This window comes from Xanthomonas sp. F14 (genome assembly GCF_014199865.1).
Genome location: NZ_JACHOM010000001.1, coordinates 1,708,217 through 1,729,324, shown reverse-complemented (window position 1 = coordinate 1,729,324; position 21,108 = coordinate 1,708,217). Strand labels below are relative to the sequence as shown.

19 protein-coding genes are annotated in these 21,108 nt (G+C 65.6%); 17 read left to right on the top strand and 2 right to left on the bottom strand.

Annotation, left to right across the window (positions count from 1 at the left end; translation table 11 throughout):
* Nucleotides 1-78 precede the first annotated feature (78 nt).
* The 17 genes from GGR73_RS07415 to GGR73_RS07335 all read left to right on the top strand — a co-directional run bounded on the left by GGR73_RS07415 (nt 79) and on the right by GGR73_RS07335 (nt 17,803).
* A complete protein-coding gene (locus GGR73_RS07415) occupies nt 79-1,365 on the top strand; it encodes a polysaccharide biosynthesis protein GumE (protein WP_184456529.1) in 1,287 nt (428 codons plus the stop codon).
* Nucleotides 1,362-2,453, top strand: a complete 1,092-nt coding sequence (locus GGR73_RS07410) for an acyltransferase family protein (RefSeq protein WP_104568279.1) — start codon at nt 1,362-1,364, stop codon at nt 2,451-2,453. The genes GGR73_RS07415 and GGR73_RS07410 overlap by 4 nt, the downstream gene beginning before the upstream one ends.
* A gap of 13 nt (nt 2,454-2,466) precedes the next feature.
* Entirely contained in the window at nt 2,467-3,555 is a 1,089-nt protein-coding gene (locus GGR73_RS07405; protein WP_126965994.1) for an acyltransferase family protein, read from the top strand.
* A gap of 67 nt (nt 3,556-3,622) precedes the next feature.
* Nucleotides 3,623-4,765, top strand: coding sequence for a glycosyltransferase family 4 protein (locus GGR73_RS07400; RefSeq protein ID WP_126965995.1), 1,143 nt, complete (start codon nt 3,623-3,625; stop codon nt 4,763-4,765).
* On the top strand, nt 4,762-5,811 hold the full coding sequence (locus GGR73_RS07395) for a glycosyltransferase (protein ID WP_126965996.1): 1,050 nt from the start codon (nt 4,762-4,764) through the stop codon (nt 5,809-5,811). Before GGR73_RS07400 ends, GGR73_RS07395 begins: the two co-directional genes overlap by 4 nt.
* A gap of 17 nt (nt 5,812-5,828) precedes the next feature.
* Nucleotides 5,829-7,313 carry a lipopolysaccharide biosynthesis protein gene (locus tag GGR73_RS07390; protein WP_024937923.1) on the top strand — a complete coding sequence of 495 codons (1,485 nt, stop codon included), beginning with the start codon at nt 5,829-5,831 and terminating at the stop codon, nt 7,311-7,313.
* A 64-nt stretch (nt 7,314-7,377) separates the two neighbouring features.
* Nucleotides 7,378-8,577 carry a glycosyltransferase gene (locus GGR73_RS07385; protein WP_184456262.1) on the top strand — a complete coding sequence of 400 codons (1,200 nt, stop codon included), beginning with the start codon at nt 7,378-7,380 and terminating at the stop codon, nt 8,575-8,577.
* Nucleotides 8,578-8,613: 36 nt separating this feature from the next.
* Nucleotides 8,614-9,408, top strand: coding sequence for a polysaccharide pyruvyl transferase family protein (locus GGR73_RS07380; RefSeq protein WP_184456260.1), 795 nt, complete (start codon nt 8,614-8,616; stop codon nt 9,406-9,408).
* Between the two features lie 4 nt (nt 9,409-9,412).
* Nucleotides 9,413-10,207, top strand: coding sequence for a WecB/TagA/CpsF family glycosyltransferase (locus tag GGR73_RS07375; protein WP_184456258.1), 795 nt, complete (start codon nt 9,413-9,415; stop codon nt 10,205-10,207).
* Between the two features lie 35 nt (nt 10,208-10,242).
* Nucleotides 10,243-10,704: a cupin domain-containing protein gene (locus tag GGR73_RS07370; RefSeq protein ID WP_184456257.1), complete on the top strand. Its 462-nt coding sequence runs from the start codon at nt 10,243-10,245 to the stop codon at nt 10,702-10,704.
* A 92-nt stretch (nt 10,705-10,796) separates the two neighbouring features.
* The gene (locus GGR73_RS07365) at nt 10,797-11,816 is read left to right on the top strand and encodes a TraB/GumN family protein (protein ID WP_184456527.1); all 1,020 of its coding nucleotides are present in this window, start codon (nt 10,797-10,799) and stop codon (nt 11,814-11,816) included.
* A 135-nt stretch (nt 11,817-11,951) separates the two neighbouring features.
* Complete coding sequence (locus tag GGR73_RS07360; RefSeq protein ID WP_184456255.1) at nt 11,952-12,983, top strand: 3-oxoacyl-[acyl-carrier-protein] synthase III C-terminal domain-containing protein; 1,032 nt, start codon at nt 11,952-11,954, stop codon at nt 12,981-12,983.
* A gap of 35 nt (nt 12,984-13,018) precedes the next feature.
* Nucleotides 13,019-13,867: an MBL fold metallo-hydrolase gene (locus GGR73_RS07355; protein WP_065031736.1), complete on the top strand. Its 849-nt coding sequence runs from the start codon at nt 13,019-13,021 to the stop codon at nt 13,865-13,867.
* Nucleotides 13,864-14,823, top strand: a complete 960-nt coding sequence (locus tag GGR73_RS07350; protein WP_184456253.1) for an NAD-dependent epimerase/dehydratase family protein — start codon at nt 13,864-13,866, stop codon at nt 14,821-14,823. The genes GGR73_RS07355 and GGR73_RS07350 overlap by 4 nt, the downstream gene beginning before the upstream one ends.
* Nucleotides 14,814-15,968, top strand: a complete 1,155-nt coding sequence (locus tag GGR73_RS07345; RefSeq protein WP_184456251.1) for a glycosyltransferase — start codon at nt 14,814-14,816, stop codon at nt 15,966-15,968. The genes GGR73_RS07350 and GGR73_RS07345 overlap by 10 nt, the downstream gene beginning before the upstream one ends.
* On the top strand, nt 15,946-16,557 hold the full coding sequence (locus tag GGR73_RS07340; RefSeq protein WP_184456249.1) for a hypothetical protein: 612 nt from the start codon (nt 15,946-15,948) through the stop codon (nt 16,555-16,557). Before GGR73_RS07345 ends, GGR73_RS07340 begins: the two co-directional genes overlap by 23 nt.
* The gene (locus tag GGR73_RS07335; RefSeq protein ID WP_184456247.1) at nt 16,547-17,803 is read left to right on the top strand and encodes a glycosyltransferase; all 1,257 of its coding nucleotides are present in this window, start codon (nt 16,547-16,549) and stop codon (nt 17,801-17,803) included. The genes GGR73_RS07340 and GGR73_RS07335 overlap by 11 nt, the downstream gene beginning before the upstream one ends.
* A 136-nt stretch (nt 17,804-17,939) precedes the next feature.
* Here GGR73_RS07335 and dxs read toward each other — a convergent pair whose 3' ends face one another.
* Complete coding sequence (dxs, locus tag GGR73_RS07330) at nt 17,940-19,856, bottom strand: 1-deoxy-D-xylulose-5-phosphate synthase (RefSeq protein WP_160954491.1); 1,917 nt, start codon at nt 19,854-19,856, stop codon at nt 17,940-17,942.
* Between the two features lie 369 nt (nt 19,857-20,225).
* Complete coding sequence (locus tag GGR73_RS07325; RefSeq protein ID WP_184456245.1) at nt 20,226-20,882, bottom strand: HNH endonuclease; 657 nt, start codon at nt 20,880-20,882, stop codon at nt 20,226-20,228.
* Between the last annotated feature and the right edge of the window lie 226 nt (nt 20,883-21,108).

The following is a 21,108-nucleotide window of genomic DNA, read 5'->3' as shown; positions in this document are numbered from 1 at the left end:
GCGACCTGGCGCGCCGAGCGCCGCGGGCGGCTGCATCGCAGCCGCCCCTTTCAAGCAGGCGTCTGCATGCTGATCCGAATGAGCGACGAGGCCCGCGTTCGCTGGCACAACCTGCTGATCGAGCTGACGCTGCTGGTCGGCGTCGGTTACAACCTGCTGCTGGCGCTGATCAACGCGAACGTGTTCACCGTACGTCCGGTGATCACTTACGCAGTCGAGTTCATGATCTACGCCGCGTGTTTCCTGCTCGGCCTGGGTTCGATGAGCCGCAAGCGCATTGCATTGATCATCAGCGGCCTGGGGCTGATCGTCACCTTGATGTTCGTGCGCTTCCTGGTGAACTGGCAGATCGATCCGAAGTTCTTCCGCGACGCGCTGGTGGTGTTTGCGTTCGTGGTGCTTGGTTCGGCTTATACCGGGTCGGTGCCCAAGCTGTTCGTGCGCATGACCATCATCGTGTCGTTGGTTGCGGCGTTCGAACTGGCGATGCCCAGCGCCTACGGCGATCTGGTCAACCCGAAGAGCTTCTTCGTCAACGCGCGCGGCATGAGCGCGGAAGGGTTCTGGAACGAAGACAGCAACCTGTTCGTCAGCGCCACGCGACCGGGCGAGCGCAACTTCCTGCCGGGCTCCAATCTTCCCCGCGCCTCCTCGATGTTCATCGAGCCGGTGACGATGGGTAACTACATCTGCTTCTTTACCGCGATCGTGCTGGTGTTCTGGCGCTGGATGCGGCCGGCGATGCTGATCCTGTCGGTCGGTTTGATCGGTTTCATGGTCGTGGCCTCCGACGGCCGACTTGCGGCGGGCACCTGCGTGCTGATGGTGCTGCTGTCGCCGCTGTTGAAACGCCTGGATCAACGGCTGGCGTTCCTGGTCTTCCTGCTCGTGATCATGACGGCGTGGTTGCTGGTGTGGATCACCGGGATCACGGCCTATCAGGACAACACGATGGGCCGGATCTTCTTCACCGTCAATTCGATGAACAACCTGTCCTTCAACTCGTGGATGGGCCTGGATTTTGCGCAGGCGTACCGTTACTTCGACAGCGGCATTGCCTACTTCATCGCATCGCAGTCGATCGTCGGCGTGCTCGCCTTCCTGCTGTCGTATTCGTTCCTGTTGTTGATGCCGAGCAAGGAAGGGCAGTTGTTCAAGAACCTGGCGATCTTTGCGTTCGCGCTGAGCCTGCTGGTGTCCAACGGCTACTTCTCGATCAAGACGTCGGCATTGTGGTGGTTTGTGTGCGGCTGCCTGTGGCACATGCGGCCGACCTGGTCTGCTACCAGTGCTACGCAGCTGCCCAGACAGGATCCGGCCGACGAGGATGCGCGATTGCCACTGCCCGCGGGAGGTACGCGATGAGTGTGGCGGCAACGCAAGCACCACAACCGGTGGCACCGGTCGTCGGTGCGTCCGTTGCCACCGGCGGGCGCAGCCGCGACCCGCGTATCGATGCCACCAAGGCCCTGGCGATTCTGTTGGTGGTGTTCTGCCACGCCAAGGGCGTGCCGCATGCGATGACGTTGTTTGCCTACAGCTTTCATGTGCCGCTGTTTTTCATGGTGTCCGGCTGGCTGGCGGCGGGCTATGCGTCGCGGACCACCGGCTTGCCGCAGACCATCAGCAAGCAGGCACGCAGCCTGTTGCTGCCGTATGTGACGTTTTACCTGCTCGGTTACGCGTACTGGTTGCTGACGCGCAATATCGGCGAGAAGGCGGCGCGCTGGGGCAGCCATCCGTGGTGGGAGCCGATCGTGGCGATGTTCACCGGCATCGGCCCGGATCTGTATGTGCAGCCTCCGCTGTGGTTCCTGCCGGTGATGCTGGTGACGGTGCTGAGCTATGTAGTACTGCGGCGCTGGCTGTCACCGGTGGTGATCGCGGTGGCGTCGTTGATCCTGGCCTGGTGCTGGATGCGCTGGTTTCCGGGCCAGCAGGTACGGCTTTTTTTCGGCCTGGACGTTCTACCGGTGTCGCTGTGTTTCTACGCGCTGGGCGCCTTGCTGATCCACGTTTCCGCACGTCTGCCGAGCTCCTTGCCAGTCAGCGCGCTGGCGACGGTGCTGCTGGCGTTGCCGGTGGCCTGGCTGGCCGATCGTAACGGCCGCATCGACGTCAACATGCTGGAGTTCGGCCGCAACCACGCCGGGTTTGTGGTCAGCGCAGTACTCGGCTCACTGATGGTGATCTGTGCCGCACGGTTGGTGCAGGGCTGGGCCTGGATACAGTGGATCGGCCGCAATACCTTGCTGATCCTGTGCACCCATATGCTGGTGTTCTTCGTGCTCTCCGGTGTGGCGGCGCTGGCTGGCGGATTCGCTGCCTCGCGCCCGGGCCTGGGCTGGGCAGTGTTCGTGACGGTGTTTGCGCTGCTCGCGTGCGTGCCGCTGCGCTGGTTGCTGATGCGTTTTGCGCCGTGGACCCTGGGTGCCCGCCCGGTGGCGGCATGAGCGGCGCTGCGCCATGACCACCGCACCGTATTCCAACGCGGCCCGGCACGACGGTCTGGGTGCCAAGGCTGCGCCGGCGCCTGCATTGACCCGCGATTGGCAGATCGATGCAGCAAAGGCGCTGGCGATCGTCCTGGTGGTGCTGGGGCATGCCAACGGCATGCCGGCCGCCTACAAGTTGTTCGCCTACAGTTTTCATGTGCCGCTGTTTTTCGTGTTGTCCGGCTGGGTCGGCGAGCGCTTCGGCCACCGCGCAATGACGGTGGCGACGATTGCGAAGTTGGCGCGCACGTTGCTGGTTCCCTATGTCGCGTTTTTCCTGGTGGCCTACGCCTGCTGGCTGCTGATGGGAGTGACCAGCCGCGCGGCGCATCCATCGCATGTGCTGCCGTGGTGGGATCCGTTTATCGGCCTGTTCTGGGCCAACGGGACGCGTCTGTACGTGCTTCCGGCGTTGTGGTTCCTGCCGGCCTTGTTCGTCTCCACGCTGGCCTATATCGCCTTGCGCACGCGCCTGACGACGGCGGCCCTGGCGGCAGTCAGTTTGTTGCTCGCCTTGGCATGGGCAGGCTGGTTTCCGTCGTTGCACCTGCGGCTTCCGTTGGCGCTGGATGTATTGCCTGTCGCGCTGTTCTTCATCGCCGTGGGCGGATGGCTGTCGCGCTACGCCGATGCACTGCGCGCGCTTCGCGCCTCGGCATGGGCATTGGCACTGCCGGTGCTGGCAGCAGCGTGGTGGTGGCTGGCCGGATGGAACGGGCAAGTGGATGTGAACAATCTGCAGTTCGGGCATTCCGCCGCGGTGTTCCTGCTGGTCAGCCTGCTGGGTACCGCAATGACTTTGTGCGTGGCGTATTTCGTCCGACAGTGGCGTTGGCTGCAGTGGATCGGTGGCAATACCTTGCTGATCCTGTGCACGCACACATTGGTGTTTCTGGTGCTCACCAGTGTGGTGGCACGAACGGGTGTGATCGCTCGCAGCCTGATCGGCACACCGGCCTGGGCGATGGGCCTGAGCGCGTTCGCTGTCGCGGTCAGTGTGCCGATGCGCGCGGTGCTGGTGCGCGTTGCACCGTGGATGTTGGGATTGAAACGCAAATGACGAGCTTCCAGAATGATCAGCCGAGCATGCAGATGTGTCTGCGTCGCTGGCACAGGAGATTGGCGTAATGAAAGTGGTGCATGTCGTCCGCCAATTCCATCCTTCGATCGGAGGCATGGAGGAAGTCGTTCTCAATGTGGCCCGTCAACACCAGGCCACCAGTGCCGATACGGTGGAGGTCGTGACGCTGGATCGGGTGTTTACCGATCCGGGCGCGCAGCTTGCGCAGCAGGAGATGTATCAGGGCTTGCCGATCCGACGCATCGGTTATCGTGGCTCGTCGCGTTATCCGTTGGCGCCGTCCGTGCTGAGCGCGATCCGCTCGGCCGATCTGGTGCACCTGCACGGCATCGATTTTTTCTACGACTATCTGGCGCTGACCAGGCCGCTGCATGGCAAGCCGATGGTGGTGTCCACGCACGGCGGCTTCTTCCACACCGCGTATGCCTCGCGGATGAAGCAGCTATGGTTTCAAACGCTCACCCGCACTTCGGCATTGGCGTATGCGCGGGTGATCGCCACCAGCGAGAACGACGGCGAGCTGTTCGCCAAGGTGGTGTCGCCGGCGCGCTTGCGGGTGATCGAAAACGGCGTGGACGTGGAGAAATACGCAGCGCAGGGCGCAGCGACGCCTGGGCGGACCATGATGTATTTCGGCCGCTGGTCGGTGAACAAGGGCCTGATCGAAACCTTGGAGCTGCTGCAGGCGGTACTGCAGCGCGATCCGCAGTGGCGCCTGATCATTGCCGGGCGCGAATACGATTTGAACGAGGCCGACCTGCGCAAGGCGATCGCCGAGCGGGGCTTGCAGGACAAGGTCCAGCTCAGCATGTCGCCGTCGCAGGAGCAGCTGCGCAGCCTGATGCAGCAGGCGCAGTTCTTCGTCTGCCTGTCGCGCCATGAAGGCTTCGGCATCGCTGCGGTCGAGGCGATGAGTGCCGGCCTGATTCCGATCCTCAGCGACATCCCGCCGTTCGTGCGTCTTGCCAGCGAATCGGGGCAGGGCGTGATCGTCAACCGCGACCGGATCGACGCGGCCGCAGACCAGGTACAGGCGCTAGCGCTGCAGGCGGATGCCGATTTCGATACGCGTCGTGCAGCGTCCATGGCGTATGTGAGCCGCTACGACTGGAAGCATGTGGTCGGGCGCTACGTCGACGAATACCACACCGCGTTGGGCACCCGCCGTACCCAGGAGGCAGTGCGATGAGCGCGCCTGCATCGGCAGCGAGTGCGCGTGCGTCCGCGCAGCCGCAGGTCACCGTGCTGTTCTCCACCGAGAAGCCCAATGCCAGCACCAATCCGTACCTGACCCAGCTTTACGCATCGCTGCCCGCTGCAGTGCAGCCGCGCTTCTTTTCGATGCGCGATGCGCTGTTGTCGCGCTACGACGTGCTGCATCTGCATTGGCCGGAATATCTGCTGCGCCATCCCAGCGCGATCGGCACCCTGGCCAAGCAGATGTGTGCGGCGCTGTTGCTGCTCAAGCTGCAGCTGACCGGCACGCCGGTGGTGCGCACCTTGCACAACCTGGCACCGCACGAGGATCGCGGCTGGCGCGAGCGCGGCCTGTTGCGCTGGATCGATCGGCTGACGCGTCGCTGGATCCGCATCAACGCGACCACGCCGCCGCGACCGCCATTCACTGACACCATCCTGCACGGCCATTATCGCGAGTGGTTTGCAAAGATGCCGCAAGGCACGCCGGTTCCGGGGCGGCTGCTGCATTTCGGTCTGATCCGCCCGTACAAGGGCGTGGAAACGCTGCTGGAGGTGATGCGTCAGGTCGACGATCCGCGCCTGAAGCTGCGTATTGTCGGCAACCCGGCCACGCCGCAGATGCGCAGCCTGGTGGAGGAGGCCTGCGCGCAGGATCCGCGTGTGAGTGCCTTGCTGGCTTATGTCGAAGAGCCGGTGCTGGCACGCGAAGTCAGCGAGGCCGAGCTGGTGGTGCTGCCGTACCGGCAGATGCACAACTCCGGCACCTTGTTGCTGGCGTTGTCGCTGGCGCGCCCGGTGCTGGCACCGTGGAGCGAATCCAATGCGGCGATTGCCGAAGAAGTGGGGCCGGGCTGGGTGTTTCTCTATGACGGCGAATTCGATGCGGCGCTGCTGACCGGCATGCTGGACCAGGTGCGTGCCGCGCCGCGCGGCCCTGCACCGGATCTCTCGCAACGCGACTGGCCACGGATCGGACAGCTGCACTACCGCACCTACCTGGAAGCGCTCGGCAAGGATGGAGACGCCGCGCTGTGACCGCAGAGATCCCGACGATGAATTCCCCCACGCCGCCGCCACAGCGCAGCCTCGGTTCGCGCGCCGCCGGCGGCGCAGCGGTGACCATGATCGGCCAGTCGGCCAAGATGGTCGTGCAGTTCGGCGGCATCATCCTGCTGGCGCGCCTACTCACGCCTTACGACTACGGCCTGATGGCGATGGTCACCGCGATTGTCGGTGCGGCCGAGATCCTGCGCGATTTCGGCCTGTCTGCCGCTGCCGTGCAGGCCAAGCATGTCAGCCGCGAGCAGCGCGACAACCTGTTCTGGATCAACAGCGGCATCGGCTTGTCGCTGTCGGTGATGGTCTACGCCTCTGCCCATGTGATCGCCAACTTCTACAAGGAGCCGGCGCTGGTGACGATCTCCCAGGCGCTGGCGGTGACCTTCCTGATCAACGGCATGACCACGCAGTACCGCGCGCATCTGAGCCGTGGGCTGCGGTTTGGCCAAGTCGCGCTCAGCGATGTGGGATCGCAGGTGCTGGGCCTGGGCGCGGCCGTCGCTGCCGCCTTGCTGGGCTGGGGCTATTGGGCGCTGGTGGTGCAGCAGGTGGTGCAGGCGGTGGTCAATTTCATCATCGCGGCGAGCTGTGCACGCTGGTTGCCGGGCGGGTACCAACGTTCGGCGCCGATGCGCGACTTCATGAGCTTCGGCTGGAACCTGATGGCTGCGCAGTTGCTGGGCTATGCCAGCCGCAACGTTGGCCAGGTCATCATCGGTTGGCGCACCGGCCCGGACGCACTGGGCCTGTACAACCGTGCGTTTCAGCTGTTGATGATGCCGTTGAATCAGATCAACGCGCCGGCCACCAGCGTGGCGTTGCCGGTGTTGTCGCAGCTGCAGGACGACCGCGAACGCTTCAGCGCCTTCCTGCTGCGCGGGCAGACGGTGATGGTGCATCTGATCGTCGCGCTGTTCGCCTTCGCCTGCGCGCTGGCCATGCCGCTGATCGTGCTGGTGCTAGGCGAGCAGTGGCGCGAGGCGGTGCCCCTGTTCCAGGTGCTGACGCTGGGCGGTATTTTCCAGACCGCGTCCTATGCAACCTACTGGGTGTTTCTTGCCAGGGGCCTGATGCGCGCGCAGTTGCTGTTCTCGCTGGTTAGCCGCATCGTGCTGATCGGCTGCATCTTCGTCGGCTCGCGCTGGGGCGCGATGGGCGTGGCGATCGGTTATTCGTTCGGCCTGCTGGTGACCTGGCCGTTGTCGCTGGTCTGGGTCGGCAAGATCTCCGACGCACCGGTGGTTGCACTGTTCACCAATGCGGTGCGTGCGATGACCGCGTATGGCGTGGCGGGGGTGTGCGCGTATTACGCATCCATCACCGTAGGTGGTCCGCTGTGGCAGCAGCTGGCTGTCGGTGCGGCCGCGATGGCGGCGGTCTGTCTGCTGGCGTTGGCGATCTGGCCGGCGTTCCGCCGCGATGTCGTTGCCATCCTCAACATCCGCAAGTTGCTGAAGCAGGCCAAGGCACGCCAATGAGATCGACATCGTCTTCGCCTGCGTTCCTGCATGCTTTCTCCCACTCATTCATAGGACACGGCCCATGAGCGATACACCCGCCGCCGCTTCCGGCATTCGCCGGCCTTGCTATCTGGTCGTGTCCGCCCACGATTACCGCACGCCACGGCGCGCCAATATCCACTTCATCACCGATCAGCTTGCGCTGCGCGGCACCACGCGGTTTTTCTCGCTGCGCTATAGCCGGCTATCGCGCATGAAGGGCGACATGCGGCTGCCGCTGGACGACACCGCAAACACCGTGGTGTCGCACAAGGGCGTGGAGTGCTACCTGTGGCGCACGACGGTGCATCCGTTCAACACGCGCCGCGCCTGGCTGCGTTCTGTCGAAGATGCGATGTTCCGCTGGTATGCCGCGCATCCGCCACGCCAGTTGCTGGACTGGATGCGCGAGGCGGACGTGATCGTGTTTGAAAGCGGTATCGCGGTGGCCTTCATCGAGCTGGCCAAGCGCATCAATCCGGCAGCGAAGCTGGTCTATCGTGCTTCCGACGGCCTGAGCACGATCAATGTCGCGTCCTATATCGAGCGCGAGTTCGATCGGGTTGCACCGACGCTGGATGTGATCGCATTGGTGTCGCCGGCAATGGCGGAGGAAGTGGCAAGCCGCGACAACGTGTATCACGTCGGCCACGGTGTGGATCACAACCTGGATCAGCTGGGCGACCCGTCGCCGTATGGCGAGGGCATCCATGCGGTTGCGGTGGGCTCGATGTTGTTCGATCCGGACTTCTTCGTGGTTGCCAGCAAGGCGTTCCCGCAGGTCACGTTCCATGTGATCGGCTCGGGCATGGGCCGGCATCCCGGCTATGGCGACAATGTGATCGTCTATGGCGAGATGAAGCACGCCGAGACCATCGGCTACATCAAGCACGCCCGTTTCGGGATCGCACCTTATGCATCCGAGCAGGTGCCGGTGTATCTGGCCGATAGTTCGATGAAGTTGCTGCAATACGATTTCTTCGGCCTGCCTGCGGTGTGTCCAAATGCCGTCGTGGGGCCGTATCAATCGCGTTTCGGCTACACTCCCGGCAACGGTGAGTCGGTCATTGCGGCCATCAGTCGCGCGCTGGAAGCACCGCGCGTGCGTTACCGCCAATGCCTGAATTGGTCCGACACCACCGACCGCGTACTGAATCCAGGTGCGTATCCGGAAACCCGTTTGTACCCGCAGCAAGATGGCGCAGCGGTGCGTGCTTCTTCGGAGGCCGCGCTCTCGCACTGATGCAGCGCACCCAACTTTAGAAGGAGACTGCTCGTTATGGCCAATGCTTTGCTGCAGAAATGGATCGAACATGCGGAACGCCGTGCCTTGTTCTGGTGGCAGCCGAAGAACGCTGGCGTCAACATGGGAGATCATCTGTCCAAGGTGATTGTGTCCTGTGTGCTCTCCTTGCAGGACAAGACGCTGATCGAGAAGCGTGATCTCAGCAAGAAACTGATCGCCATCGGGTCGGTGCTGCATTTTGCCAAGGACGGCGACACCGTCTGGGGCAGCGGCATCAACGGCAAGATTCCCGCCGAGCGCAATACCTTCAGCACGCTCGATGTGCGTGCAGTGCGTGGTCCGAAGACGCGTCAATTCCTGCTCGACCGCGGAATCGCGGTGCCGGAAGTCTATGGCGACCCCGGTCTGCTTACACCGATGTTTTTCCCCGCCGATGCGCTGGGAATGGCAAACAAGCGCCCCTTCGCCATCGTTCCGCATTTCAACGAGCCGGTCGAGAAGTACAGCGCGTACGCGGACCATCTGGTGTTTCCGAACGTCAAGCCTGCAACGTTCATGAGTGCGTTGCTGGGCGCCGAATTGGTGATCAGCAGTTCGCTGCACGGGCTGATTCTTGCCGAGGCGTACGGGATTCCGGCGGTGTACCTGGATTGGGGCAACGGCGAGGATCGCTTCAAGTACGACGACTACTACAACGGCACCGGACGCATGCAGTGGCACTCGGGCAACAGCGTGGAAGAGTGCCTGAAGCTTGGCGGCAACGGCGATTTCGACCTGGAGAAACTGCAGGCCGGGCTGCTGGCCGCGTTTCCTTACGACCTTTGGTGATTCGATGATGCACGGCCGGCAGGTGGATACGGAGACGACAGCAACCGCCAACACGGGAATGCCGCAGGGCGTGGTGATTCCGCTTGGCGGATTTCCGGTGCTCTCCACCACGCAGGAAGCGTTTGCACTGGAGTTGTTTCACGCATTGGCCGCCCGGCAACCACGCCGGGTATTTTTTGCCAATACCAATTTCATCGTGCAATGCCAGGCACTGCGGCTGCGGATGCGCGAGCCCAGCGTGCGCATCGTCAATGACGGCATCGGCATGGATCTGGCAGCGCGCCTGATCCATGGCCGCCGCTTTGCCGGCAACCTCAATGGCACCGACCTGATTCCGTATCTGTGTCGCGAGGCCGCGCAGCCGCTCAAGTTCTTCCTGCTCGGCGGTCGTCCGGGCGTGGGCAAGACCGCTGCCGCGACCTTGACTGGAACCCTGGGCCAGCAGGTGGTCGGCATGTGCGACGGCTACGGCGAATTTGCCGCCGCCGGCGAGGGCCTGGCCGAGCGCATCAATCGCTCGGGCGCCGATGTGCTGCTGGTGGCCTTCGGCAACCCGCTGCAGGAGCGTTGGATCCTGGATCACAGCCAGGCCTTGAACGTGCCGCTGGTGTTCGGGGTCGGCGCGTTGCTGGATTTCCTGTCCGGCACCGCCAAACGCGCGCCGGATTGGGTACGGCGCCTGCATATGGAATGGATGTACCGGCTGCTCAACGAGCCACGTCGCCTGCTCAAGCGCTATAGCTGGGATCTGCTGGTGTTCTTCCGCACCTGCCTGCGTGCGGGCAAGCACCTGCCGTGATGCATGCGCGGCGTTGGCTGGCTTAGCATGTAGGCATGCATCCGACCGCCGCCAGCTTGATCCATTCGCTCGAACTCGCTCCGCATCCCGAGGGCGGGCATTTCCGTCGCGTGTATGCGTCTGCGCGCCAGGTCACAGAGGGCGGCCAGCCGCGCCCGGCGTTGACCGCCATCCGCTTCCTGCTCGCTGCCGGCGAATGCAGCGCCTGGCATCGCGTCGATGCGGAAGAAAGCTGGCATTGGCAGCAGGGCGATGCGCTGGAGTTGTCGATCTACGACGAGGCCAGCGGACAGCTGCAACGCCTGATCCTGGATGCTGCCGAGCGCGGTGAGCCGATGCACGTGGTGCCCGCAGGGTGCTGGCAGGCGGCGCGGTCGCTTGGTGATTTCACCCTGGTGGGCTGCACGGTCTCGCCGGGATTCGTCTGGGAAGGATTCGCGCTGCTCGACGGCGGCTCGCCACTGGCTGCGCACCTGGCCAGCCTGGATCCACGCTGAGCCATCGGCGGCTGCGGCGGCGAACATTTCCCTAACGCGGCCATGGCCGGCTTGGCGTAGTGTCCGCGTTCTCACACAGGGGGCGAGACGTGATGCGAGGCCAGCGGGTGGGGTGGGGCGTGGGAATGATGCTGGTGTCGTTGCTGGCGTCGGCCAGCGATGGCACGCCGCCGCCGCCGGCCGCGCCATCGCCGCCGGCCGTGGTCGATCTGGAAGCGATGGTGGTGCGCGGCGTGCAACCCGGCCCGGGCCTGTGGAAGGTCAGCAAGGGCGATCATGTGCTGTGGATCCTGGGCACCGTGTCGCCGCTGCCGAAGCGGCTGCAGTGGCAGTCGGCCGAGGTGGAAACGATCATCGGCCAATCGCAGCAGGTGCTGATGGCCCCGACCGTCCAGATCGATGCGGACATGGGGTTCTTCGGCAAACTGACCCTGTTGCCCTCGGCGATGAAGGCGATGAAGAACGAGGACGGCCGCGAACTGCGCGAGCTGCTGCCGGCCGATCTGTATGCGCGCTGGTCGGTTGCCAAGGCGCGCTATCTCGGCAGCGACCGTGGGGTGGAGCGCAAGCGCCCGATGCTTGCCGCCGGCGAGTTGTATCAGGCGGCGATCAAGCGCTCCGGCCTGGCGCGCTCGCCGGTGATCTGGTCGGTGGTGGAGCGTGCCGCCAAGCGCGCCGGGATCAAGCCGACCCCCACCGCGCTGGATTACAAGATCGCCGACCCGCGCCAGGCCATCAAGGAGTTCCGCGCCGGTGGCATGGACGATACCGCGTGCTTCCGCAGCATCCTGGTCACCGTCGAGCGCGACCTGCCCACGATGGTGGAGCGCGCCAACGCCTGGTCGGTGGGCGATATCGAGGCACTGCGCCAGTTGCCACGCGAAGATCCGCAGGCCGCCTGCATGAGCGCCATGGCCAGTTCCGGCGCCGCCAGGAAGCGCGGCATCGACGATCTGGAACGGCGCATGCGCGAGCACTGGCTGAGCATCGCCACCACCGCGCTGCAACGCAATCGCAGCACCTTCGCGGTGCTGCCGATCAGCCGACTGACCGCAGCCGATGGCTATCTGGCGCGCTTGCAGGCGCTGGGATACGCGGTGGAAGCGCCCTGACACGTCGGCACGACTGCTCGGCGGTTGTGGTCTGGAACGCGGTGGCAATCGACTGACCGATCGCCGTCCTCGCAGGCGGGCGATGCGCATTGCGCGCTTCGGCGATCGATCGGCTCGGCCCACGCCAGCCACGGTATGCTGCGCGCCTTGTCCAACGAGACCTCCGTGTTGAACGCATTGCCGCTGCGCATTCTGGGCACCGGGCGCCATGTCCCCGCCACGGAGGTGACCTCGCAACAGCTGGATCAACGCTGGCAGCTGCCGGCAGGCACCACCTTGGCGCGCTCGGGAGTGGCCACGCGCCATTACGTGGGCGAGGGCGAGACGGCTTCGTCGATGGGTGCGGCGGCGGCGACCCAGGCGCTGGCAAGCGCGGGCATCGACCCCGGTCAGATCGATTGCCTGATCTCGGCCTGCAGCGTCATGGAGCAGCCAATTCCCTGCCAGGCGGTGCTGATCCAGCGCGCGCTCGGGCTGGGCGATTCGGGTATTCCGGCCTTCGACGTCAATGCGACCTGCCTGAGCTTTCTGGTGGCGCTGGACATGGCCGCGAATGCGTTGGCGCTCGGGCGCTACCGGTGCGTGTTGATCGTTTCCAGCGAGGTGGCATCGGGCGGGCTGGATGCATCGACGCCGGCCACCGCCGGCCTGTTTGGCGATGGCGCGGCCGCGGTGGTCGTGGGGCGCAGCGCCGCCGATGACGGCTCGGCACTGCTGTCCAGCCGCCTGTCCAGTTACGGCGATGGCGCGGAGCTGTGCCGCATTCGCGGCGGCGGCACCCGCTATCCACGCGGCGAAGAACAGTCGTCCGAGGCCTTGCGCAGCTTCAGCATGGATGGGCGCGGTGCCTACCGGTTCGCGGCGCGCCATCTGCCTGCATTCTGGGAACGGTTGCTGGGCGAGGCCGGCACCACCACGGCAGCGTTGCGCTGCCTGGTCCCGCACCAGGCCTCCGGTGGCGGCCTGGATCATGTGGTGCAGGCGCTGGGGCTGCGCCCCGATCAGGTGATTCGCATCCTGCAGGCCACCGGCAACCAGGTCGCCGCCTCGCTGCCGCATGCCTTGCATCACGCCCGGATCGAACAGCGCATGCAGCGTGGCGATCTGGTTGCGCTGCTCGGCACCGGTGCCGGGTTGGCGATCGGTGGCATGGTGTTGCGGTACTAGGGCATGTGCGCATGTTCCGACCAGGTCGCGCCCTGATGCCGCCGCGCGTGTCGCTCGAGTTGCTGCGCATCGGCCACTGCCGCCACTGCGAGCGCATGGTGCGTGCGGACGGCCACTGGCATGCGGTGGAATTTCCCGCGTTGAGCGTGCTGATCCGGCATCCGCAGCGCGGCGCGCTGTTGTACGACACCGGGTATGCGGAGCATTTTTTCCGCGCGACCGATCCCTGGCCCGAGCGCCTGTATCGCTGGACCACGCCGGTGCACCTGCCCGCGCACGAAACGCTGGGCGCACAGCTGGCACGCCGTGGCGTGCAGCTGGAGGAGATCGCCTGGTGCCTGATTTCGCACTTCCATGCCGACCATGTCGGCGGTCTGCGCGATCTGCCCAACGCGCGCTTCCTGTGCCTGCGTGCCGACTATCAACAGCTGCGCAGTTGTTCGCGCCTCGGCGGACTGCGGCGTGCCTTGTTGCCGCAGCTGCTCCCCGAGGATTTCGATCGGCGCCTGCAGTTTGCCGAGCAGGCGCCGTTGCGTGCGTTGACCGGCGCCTGGCAAGGTCTGGGCGCGGCCTACGATCTGTTCGAGGACGGCAGCGTGCTGGCCGTGCCGTTGCCCGGGCATGTGCCCGGGCAGATGGGTCTGTGGTTGCGCGATCAACACGACCGCGAGGTATTGCTGTGCGCCGACGCGGTGTGGTCGTCGGCGACCTGGTCTGCGCTGCAGTGGCCTGCCTGGCCCACACGTTTGTTGATGCACGATTGGCGCGCGTTCCGGCGCACCGTGCAGCAGCTGCACGCGCTGTCGCATGCACACCCGGAGTTGACCATCCTGCCGTCGCATTGCCAACCCAGTCTTGACCGTTATCAACCGGAGTGGCGATGAGCCTGCGTATTCTCGTGACCGGTGCATCCGGCTTTGTCGGTGGTTCCTTCCTGCGACGTTTCCAGGGGCAGCCGGGCGTGGAGATCCACGGCATCGGGCGCCGCGCCAGCGATCTGCCCAACTACCATCGCATCGATCTGAGCCAGCCGTTCTCGTTGCAGTGGCAGCCGGATGTGGTGATCCACGCTGCGGCATTGGCCTCGCCGTGGGGCACGCGTGCGCAGTTCCAGTTGCACAACGTCCAGGCCACCGCCAACGTCATCGACTTCTGCAAGCGCCATGGCTGCCCGCGTCTGCTGTATGTGTCGTCCAGTTCGGTGTTCTATCGCGAGGAGCATCAATACGACCTCAGCGAGGACAGCCCGATCGGGCCGGCGTTCGTCAACACCTACGCGCAGACCAAATACCTTGGCGAAACGCTGCTGCAGCAGTATCCGGGCGACAAATCCGTGCTGCGCCCGCGTGCGGTGTTCGGGCCGGGAGACACGGTGCTGTTCCCGCGCGTGATCGCCGCTGCGCGCAAGGGTGCGCTGCCACGCTTCGTCGGCCAGACGCAGCCGGTGATCGGCGACCTGATCTACATCGATACGCTGTGCGATTACCTCTATCGCGCGGCGACCGCGCCGCAGTTGCAGCCGGCCTACAACCTCACCAATGCGCAGCCGGTGGATCTGCAGCAGTTGCTGCTGGACCTGCTCACGCGCCTGCAGCTGCCGCTGCCGCAACGCGAGGTGCGCATCGCCACCGCACTGCGCATGGCCAGCGTGGTGGAGGCGGCGTATCGCATGCTGCGCCTGCGCGGCGAGCCGCCGATCACGCGCTTCGGCGTGGGCGCGTTTGCCTATTCCAAGACCTTCGACCCACGCCGCACGCTCGCCGATCTCGGGCCGCCCAGCGTCAGTCTGGAACAAGGCATCGAGGCATTCGTGCGTTGGCAGGCGGCGCAGTGGGCGTAGTCGTTCCGATAATGGCAATTGCCTACCTGGCGGTGCTGATGGTCAAGACGGCTGCAGTGCTGTGGGTGCTGCGTGGTGCGCGCACACTGCCAGCGGGTGGCGCCAGCGCAACCCAGGCCGAGGTGGCGATCCTGCAGCCGGTGCTGGGGGGCGATGCGCATTTGCAGCAGGTGCTTGCGGCCAACCTGCAAGCACTGCCGGACGCGCAGTTTGTCTGGTTGCTGGATGCAGACGATATTCCGGGAAATAGCGTTGCCGATGCCTTGGTCGCGCTGCATCCGCATGCACGCATCCAGCGCATGCGGGTGCCGGCCGCGCCAGCCGGCATCAACCCCAAGGCCTGGAAGCTCGAGCACGCGCTGGCGCATGTGCGCGCGCCGATCAGCCTGATCCTCGACGACGATGCACAGCTGAGCGCCAGCGCGCTCGCGCGCCTGCTGCAGGATCTGACCGACGCCGATATGGTCACCGCGCTGCCGTACTACCAGGACAGCACCACGCTGCCAGGCCGGCTGTTGTCGCAGTTCGTCAACAACAACGCGGCGCTGACCTATCTGGGCTGGCTGCCGTTCGCCGCGCCGCTGACCATCAACGGCATGTGCTATGCCGCGCGTACCGAGCAGCTGCGTGCCTGGGGCGGGTTTGCTGCGCTACTGCAGCAGCTCACCGACGATCTGGCCGTTGCCACCTTGGTGCGTGAGCGCGGCGGGCGACTCCGCCAATCCGTTGCGCCGGTGGCGATGCGCACCGCGATGCCGGATCTGGCCAGCTACGCACGCCAGATGCATCGATGGATGCTGTTCGCGTTGATCCTGCTGCGTCGGCAGACCGTCGGCGTGTGTTCGGCGATCGGCGTGCTGCAGGGGCTGCCGCCGTTGCTGCTGCTGGCCTTGCTGGTCTGTGCCTGCGCGCAGGCGAGCTGGCCGGCGCTGGCCTGGGTGCTGGGCACCGTGCTGCTGCGTGCGCTGCTGCTGTGCCTGGTGCAATGGCGGGTGAGCGGCGCGGTTCGCCACCGTCCATTGCTGTCGGTCGTTGCGGAGTGCCTGCAGCCGCTGCATCTGCTGCATGCCGCGCTGGTGCGCACGATCCGCTGGCGCACCCGGCGTTATCGCGTGTTGCCGGATGGGCATTTTCGTGCGGACTGACAGCGCCAGCCTGCAGATCGCCTTCCTCACCGGGCAAAGCGATCCGGAGAGTTGCGCATTGAGCATGCAACAGCAGCATTTTCTGCAGCAGCTGCAAGGCCCGGGCCGGCGGCTGATCGACTGCAATTATCCGTATCGTTCCGCTAGTCCAACTTACCGGCACATGCCGCTGTGGCGTGCCAGCGTGTCCAATGCGCGCCAGTATCTGGCCGCGCGCGCCGCACGCGTTGCCGATGCAGATCGCATGCGCGTGGTGGCGCTGCTGGAGCAGGTGCCGACGACGGTGCTGCTGGCCGGCAGTTGTGGCCTGCAGCTGCTGACAGCCTTACGGCTGCCGCAGGCGCTGCGCACGCGTCTTGCGGTGTTCGCCTATGGCCCGGTGTGCAATACGCCTGGTACGTTCGGGCAGCTGCGCGTCGTCCAGGGCAGCGGCGACTGGATCTCGCGCGCGCTGTTCGCCGGTGCGCCAGATCTGACGCCTGCCTGCGGGCATCTGCATTATCTGTGCGATGCGGCAGTGCTGGCCGAGTGCCAGGCCTTCATCGCCCAGGTCGAGCAGGCAGTGCAGGGGAGGGAACATGCGCATTGATCTGATCGCGCCGCCGTATAGCGGGCATCTGCATCCGATCCTGGCGATCGCCCGGCAGCTGGCGCCACATCACGATGTCCAGGTCATCAGCACGCCGGCGGCACTGGCGCGCATCCGTGCATGCGGACTGAGCGCGGTCAGCGTGCTGGATGCACAAGCCGACCGGCAGTTGCTCGATATCGCCAATCCACCGCATGCTGTAGGCCACAATCCCTTGCGGCTGCGCCGACAGTTACACAGCGCGCTTGGCCTGATGGCGCGGGTGGGCGATGCGGTACGGCAGCGCTGGCGCGAGCGGAGGCCGGACCTGGTGATCGCCGATTTCACCCTGCCCAGCGCGGGGCTGGCAGCGCAGGCGATGGGCATCGCCTGGTGGACCAGCATGCCGTCGCCATGCGTGATCGAAACCGGCGACGGGCCTCCGGCGTATTTCGGCGGCCTGCTTCCGCCATCCACGGCAGCGCAGCGGATCTGGCAGGCGATGGCGCGGCGGCTGACGCGTGGCTTCAAACGGAGCCTGCACCTGTGTTACCGCCGTCAGATGCGCGCATCCGGATTGCCGGCGATCTATCGCAGCGATCGCAGCGAGGCGGTGTATTCGCCGCACTGCATCCTGGCCCTGGGGCTGCCGTCGTTCGAGTTGGCACGGCGCTGGCCGGCGGCGGTGCGCTTCGTCGGGCCGCAGCTGTGCACGCCGCCCGCGGCGGTTGCGCCGCCGCAGTTCGTCCCCGGTCGTCGGCATGTGCTGGTGACGCTGGGCACCCATCTGCAATGGGTCAAGCAGCGGATGGACCAGGTGCTGCGTGCCGTCGCAGTGCAGTTTCCGCAGGTGATCTTCCACTTCAGCGATGGCGATACCGCCGCGCCGCCAGCGCAGACGCACGGCAACTACCAGCGCCTGCCATACGTGGACTACGCACAGCAGCTGCATCGCTACGACCTGGTCGTCCACCATGGCGGTGCCGGCATCCTGTATGCCTGCCTGGCCGCGGGCTTGCCGTCGATCGTCTACCCGCTGGATTACGATCAGTTCGACCATGCCGCGCGCCTGCAGCGCGCAGGTGCGTCGTGGTGGCTGCGCGAGCTGGACGGCCTGCCTGCGCTGTTGCGCGCGGCACTGGCCGCCACCGAGCTGCCGGCGGGCGTGCGCAGATTGCAGACGGAGCTGCACGACATCGATGCGCAGGCGCGCATCCTGCGGCTGGTGGAGGCGTTTGCACGCACCGGGGCGGTGCCGCAGGTCTGATGCGTTATCGCGCGGGATCGGTCGTGTTGCGGGTCATTACATCGGCGTCAGCACGCGGCATCCGTCATTGCTGGCACAGGCAGGCGATTCTGTAACCGCCTGCCGCAACTGCCGCCGTGTGTGACCCGCGCAGGCCTCAGCCTGCAGCGGCATTCAACGCGGGCGGCTTGCCTGCCATCAGCTGCGGCCAGCGCTTGAGCACGGCGGCGCGGATGCCGGCCTGGTCGATGCCGGCTTCGGCCAGCAGGTCTTCGCGGCTGGCGTGATGCTGGAAGCTGTCCGGCAGGCCCAGGTGCAGCATCGGCATGGTGACCGCTTCGGCGTTGAGCAGCTCGGCCACGCCGGAACCGGCGCCGCCGGCAACGACGTTGTCTTCGATGGTGACGAAGCCTTCGTGGCTCTTGGCCAGCTCCAGCAGCATGGCTTTATCGAGCGGTTTGACGAAGCGCATGTTGACCACGGTCAGGCCAAGCTCGCGGCCGACCGCTTCTGCGGCATCCACGCTGGCGCCGAAACCCAGCAGGGCGATGCGTGTGCCGCTGTGACGCAGCTGCGCCTTGCCGATCGGCAGGCTGGTGAGCGATGCATCGAGTGCGCTGCCCGGGCCGGTGCCGCGCGGGTAACGCACTGCCGCCGGGCCTTCGTAATGCACGCCGGTGGTGAGCATCTGACGGCATTCGGCCTCGTCGGCCGGCGCCATCACCACCATGTGCGGGACGCAGCGCAGGAAGCTCAGGTCCAGGTTGCCGGCGTGGGTGGCGCCATCCGGGCCGACCACGCCGCCGCGGTCGATCGCGAACAGCACGTCGAGCTTCTGCACCGCCACGTCGTGCACCAGCTGGTCGTAGCCGCGCTGCAGGAAGGTGGAGTAGATCGCCACCACCGGTTTGGCGCCCTGGGTCGCCATGCCGGCAGCCAGCGTCACCGCGTGTTGCTCGGCGATCGCCACGTCGAAATAGCGCTGCGGGTATTCCTTGCTGAAACGCACCAGGCCCGAGCCCTCGCGCATCGCCGGGGTGATCACCAGCAGCCTGGGTTCGGCCGCGGCCATGTCGCAGACCCAGTCGCTGAAGACATCGGTATAGGTCGGCTTCTTGGCGCCGGCCTTGGCGACCAGGCCCTTGCTCGGATCGAACGGGCCCACCGCGTGGTAACCGATCTGGTCGCCTTCGGCCAGTTCGTAGCCCTTGCCCTTGGTGGTGATCACATGCAGCAGCTGCGGGCCCTTGAGCGTCTTCAGGGTCTTCAGCGCGCCGACCAGGCCGGGCAGGTCGTGGCCGTCGATCGGGCCGGTGTAGTGGAAGCCCATTTCCTCGAACAGCGTGGACGGCACGAACATGCCCTTCCAGTGTTCTTCCCAGCGCCGCACGAAGCGCGCGGTGGGGTTGTTCTTCTTGTCGCCAAGGATCTTCTTGCCGCCCTCGCGGATGGCGTTGAGGGTGCGGCTGCCGCTGGCACGCCCCAGCATCTTGGTCAGCCCGCCGACCGCTTCGGAGATCGACATGCGGTTGTCGTTGAGGATCACCAGCAGGTTCGGCTCCGGGTCCATGCCGCCGGCATGGTTGAGCGCCTCGTAGACCATGCCGGCGGTCATCGCGCCGTCGCCGATCACCGCCACCACCTTGCGCTCGTCACCACTGCGCTGCGCGGCGATCGCCATGCCCAGCGCGGCCGAGATCGAAGTCGAGGAATGCCCGACGCCGAAGGTGTCGTAGACGCTCTCTTCGCGCTTGGGGAACGGCGCCACGCCGTCCTTTTGCTTGACCGTGTGGATCTGGTCGCGACGGCCGGTGAGGATCTTGTGCGGATAGGTCTGATGGCCCACATCCCACACCAGCTGATCGACCGGGGTCTGATACAGGTAGTGCAGGGCGACGGTGAGCTCGATCACGCCCAGTCCGGCCGCGAAATGCCCGCCGCTCTTGCCCACCGATTCGATGAGGTAGGCGCGCAGCTCTTCGGCGATCGCGGTCAGATCGGCCTCGTCGAAAGTGCGCAGATCGTCGGGGGTCTGGATGCGGGACAGGCGCGGATAGCGGGTGGAGTCGATCATCATCGTGTCAATGTTCTGAAGCCGTATTGTCCTCCCCATGCGAAGGCCCGGCAAGCAAACCGGTTCAGCTGTCAGCGGGAAGTGATGGCCGAGCGCGCTGGCAGCGCAGGCGGGCGCGCCGGGTTTCCAGGGCTGCGGCAATCTGCCGCACCTGGGTCAGTGGCCTGGGGATAGGTCAGGGTTGCCTGGCCGTCGTATGGCTCGCGGGTGAAGCCGGCGCACAGGGGAGAACGGGTAGGAGGCCATGCGGGGCAATGCGCCGTCGTGAGCCGATACGCTCGACACCGTCGACGATGCCTCTCTCTCGATCGGCCATTGCCAACGGTCGTGTTTGGCGCTCGCAACATCGCGCCGAGCCGGCATGGCGGACTACAGCGACAGTTTCGAGCGCTTGGGCAACTGCGCGCGCAGGAACGCCATCTGGTCGGAGAGGATGTTGCGGTTGGACAGGATCAGATGTTCGATCCAGCTCGGCCGGTACGGCACGGCCAGCAACGGCATATGCGCCTGCTGTGGCGTCCGGTTGGCCTTGCGCGAGTTGCACTGGAAGCAGGCGGTGACCACGTTTTCCCAGCTGTCGCGGCCGCCCTTGGAGACCGGCATGACGTGATCGCGGGTCAGCTGCGGGCGACTGAAGTGCTGGCCGCAATACATGCACAGCTGCGCGTCGCGCGCGAACAGGGCGGTGTTGCTGAGGGTCGGCGTCGGGTCCAGCGCACGCGAACGCGCGTGCCCGCGTGCGGCGATGATGGGATGCAGTTCCATCACGCTGCGCTCGCCGGTCAGGCGCGAGATGCCGCCATGGATCTGCATGCAGGGCTCGCCCAGCGTCCAGGACACCGCATCGCGTGCGTACAGACAGGCTGCATCCTGCCAATTGATCCAGTCCAGCACGCGGCCATGCGCATCGAGCGACAGCAGGCGCAAGGTGGGAAGTTGCTGGATCGCAGCGACAGCGCTGCCCGCGACCGGAGCAGAAGAGCCTCCGGGGAAGATCACATCACCTACGTGCGTGTCTGTCTCCATCGGGAAAACAGCTTATACCCGATCGTTGACAGTTTGTGTATCGCAGCGAACGGCTTTGGTGCGCGTCTTGCAATCATCGGTCGGCACGTCTCCGCGCAGCCGCCCCGCTGCGCAACCATGTTCTGACGCCTTGCAGGCCTTGCTTAGCCGTGTAGGAGCGCACCTGGGCGCGACGTCTCGCCGATCGGTAGTGCCTCGTCGCGGCCAGGTCCGCTCCTACGACGGC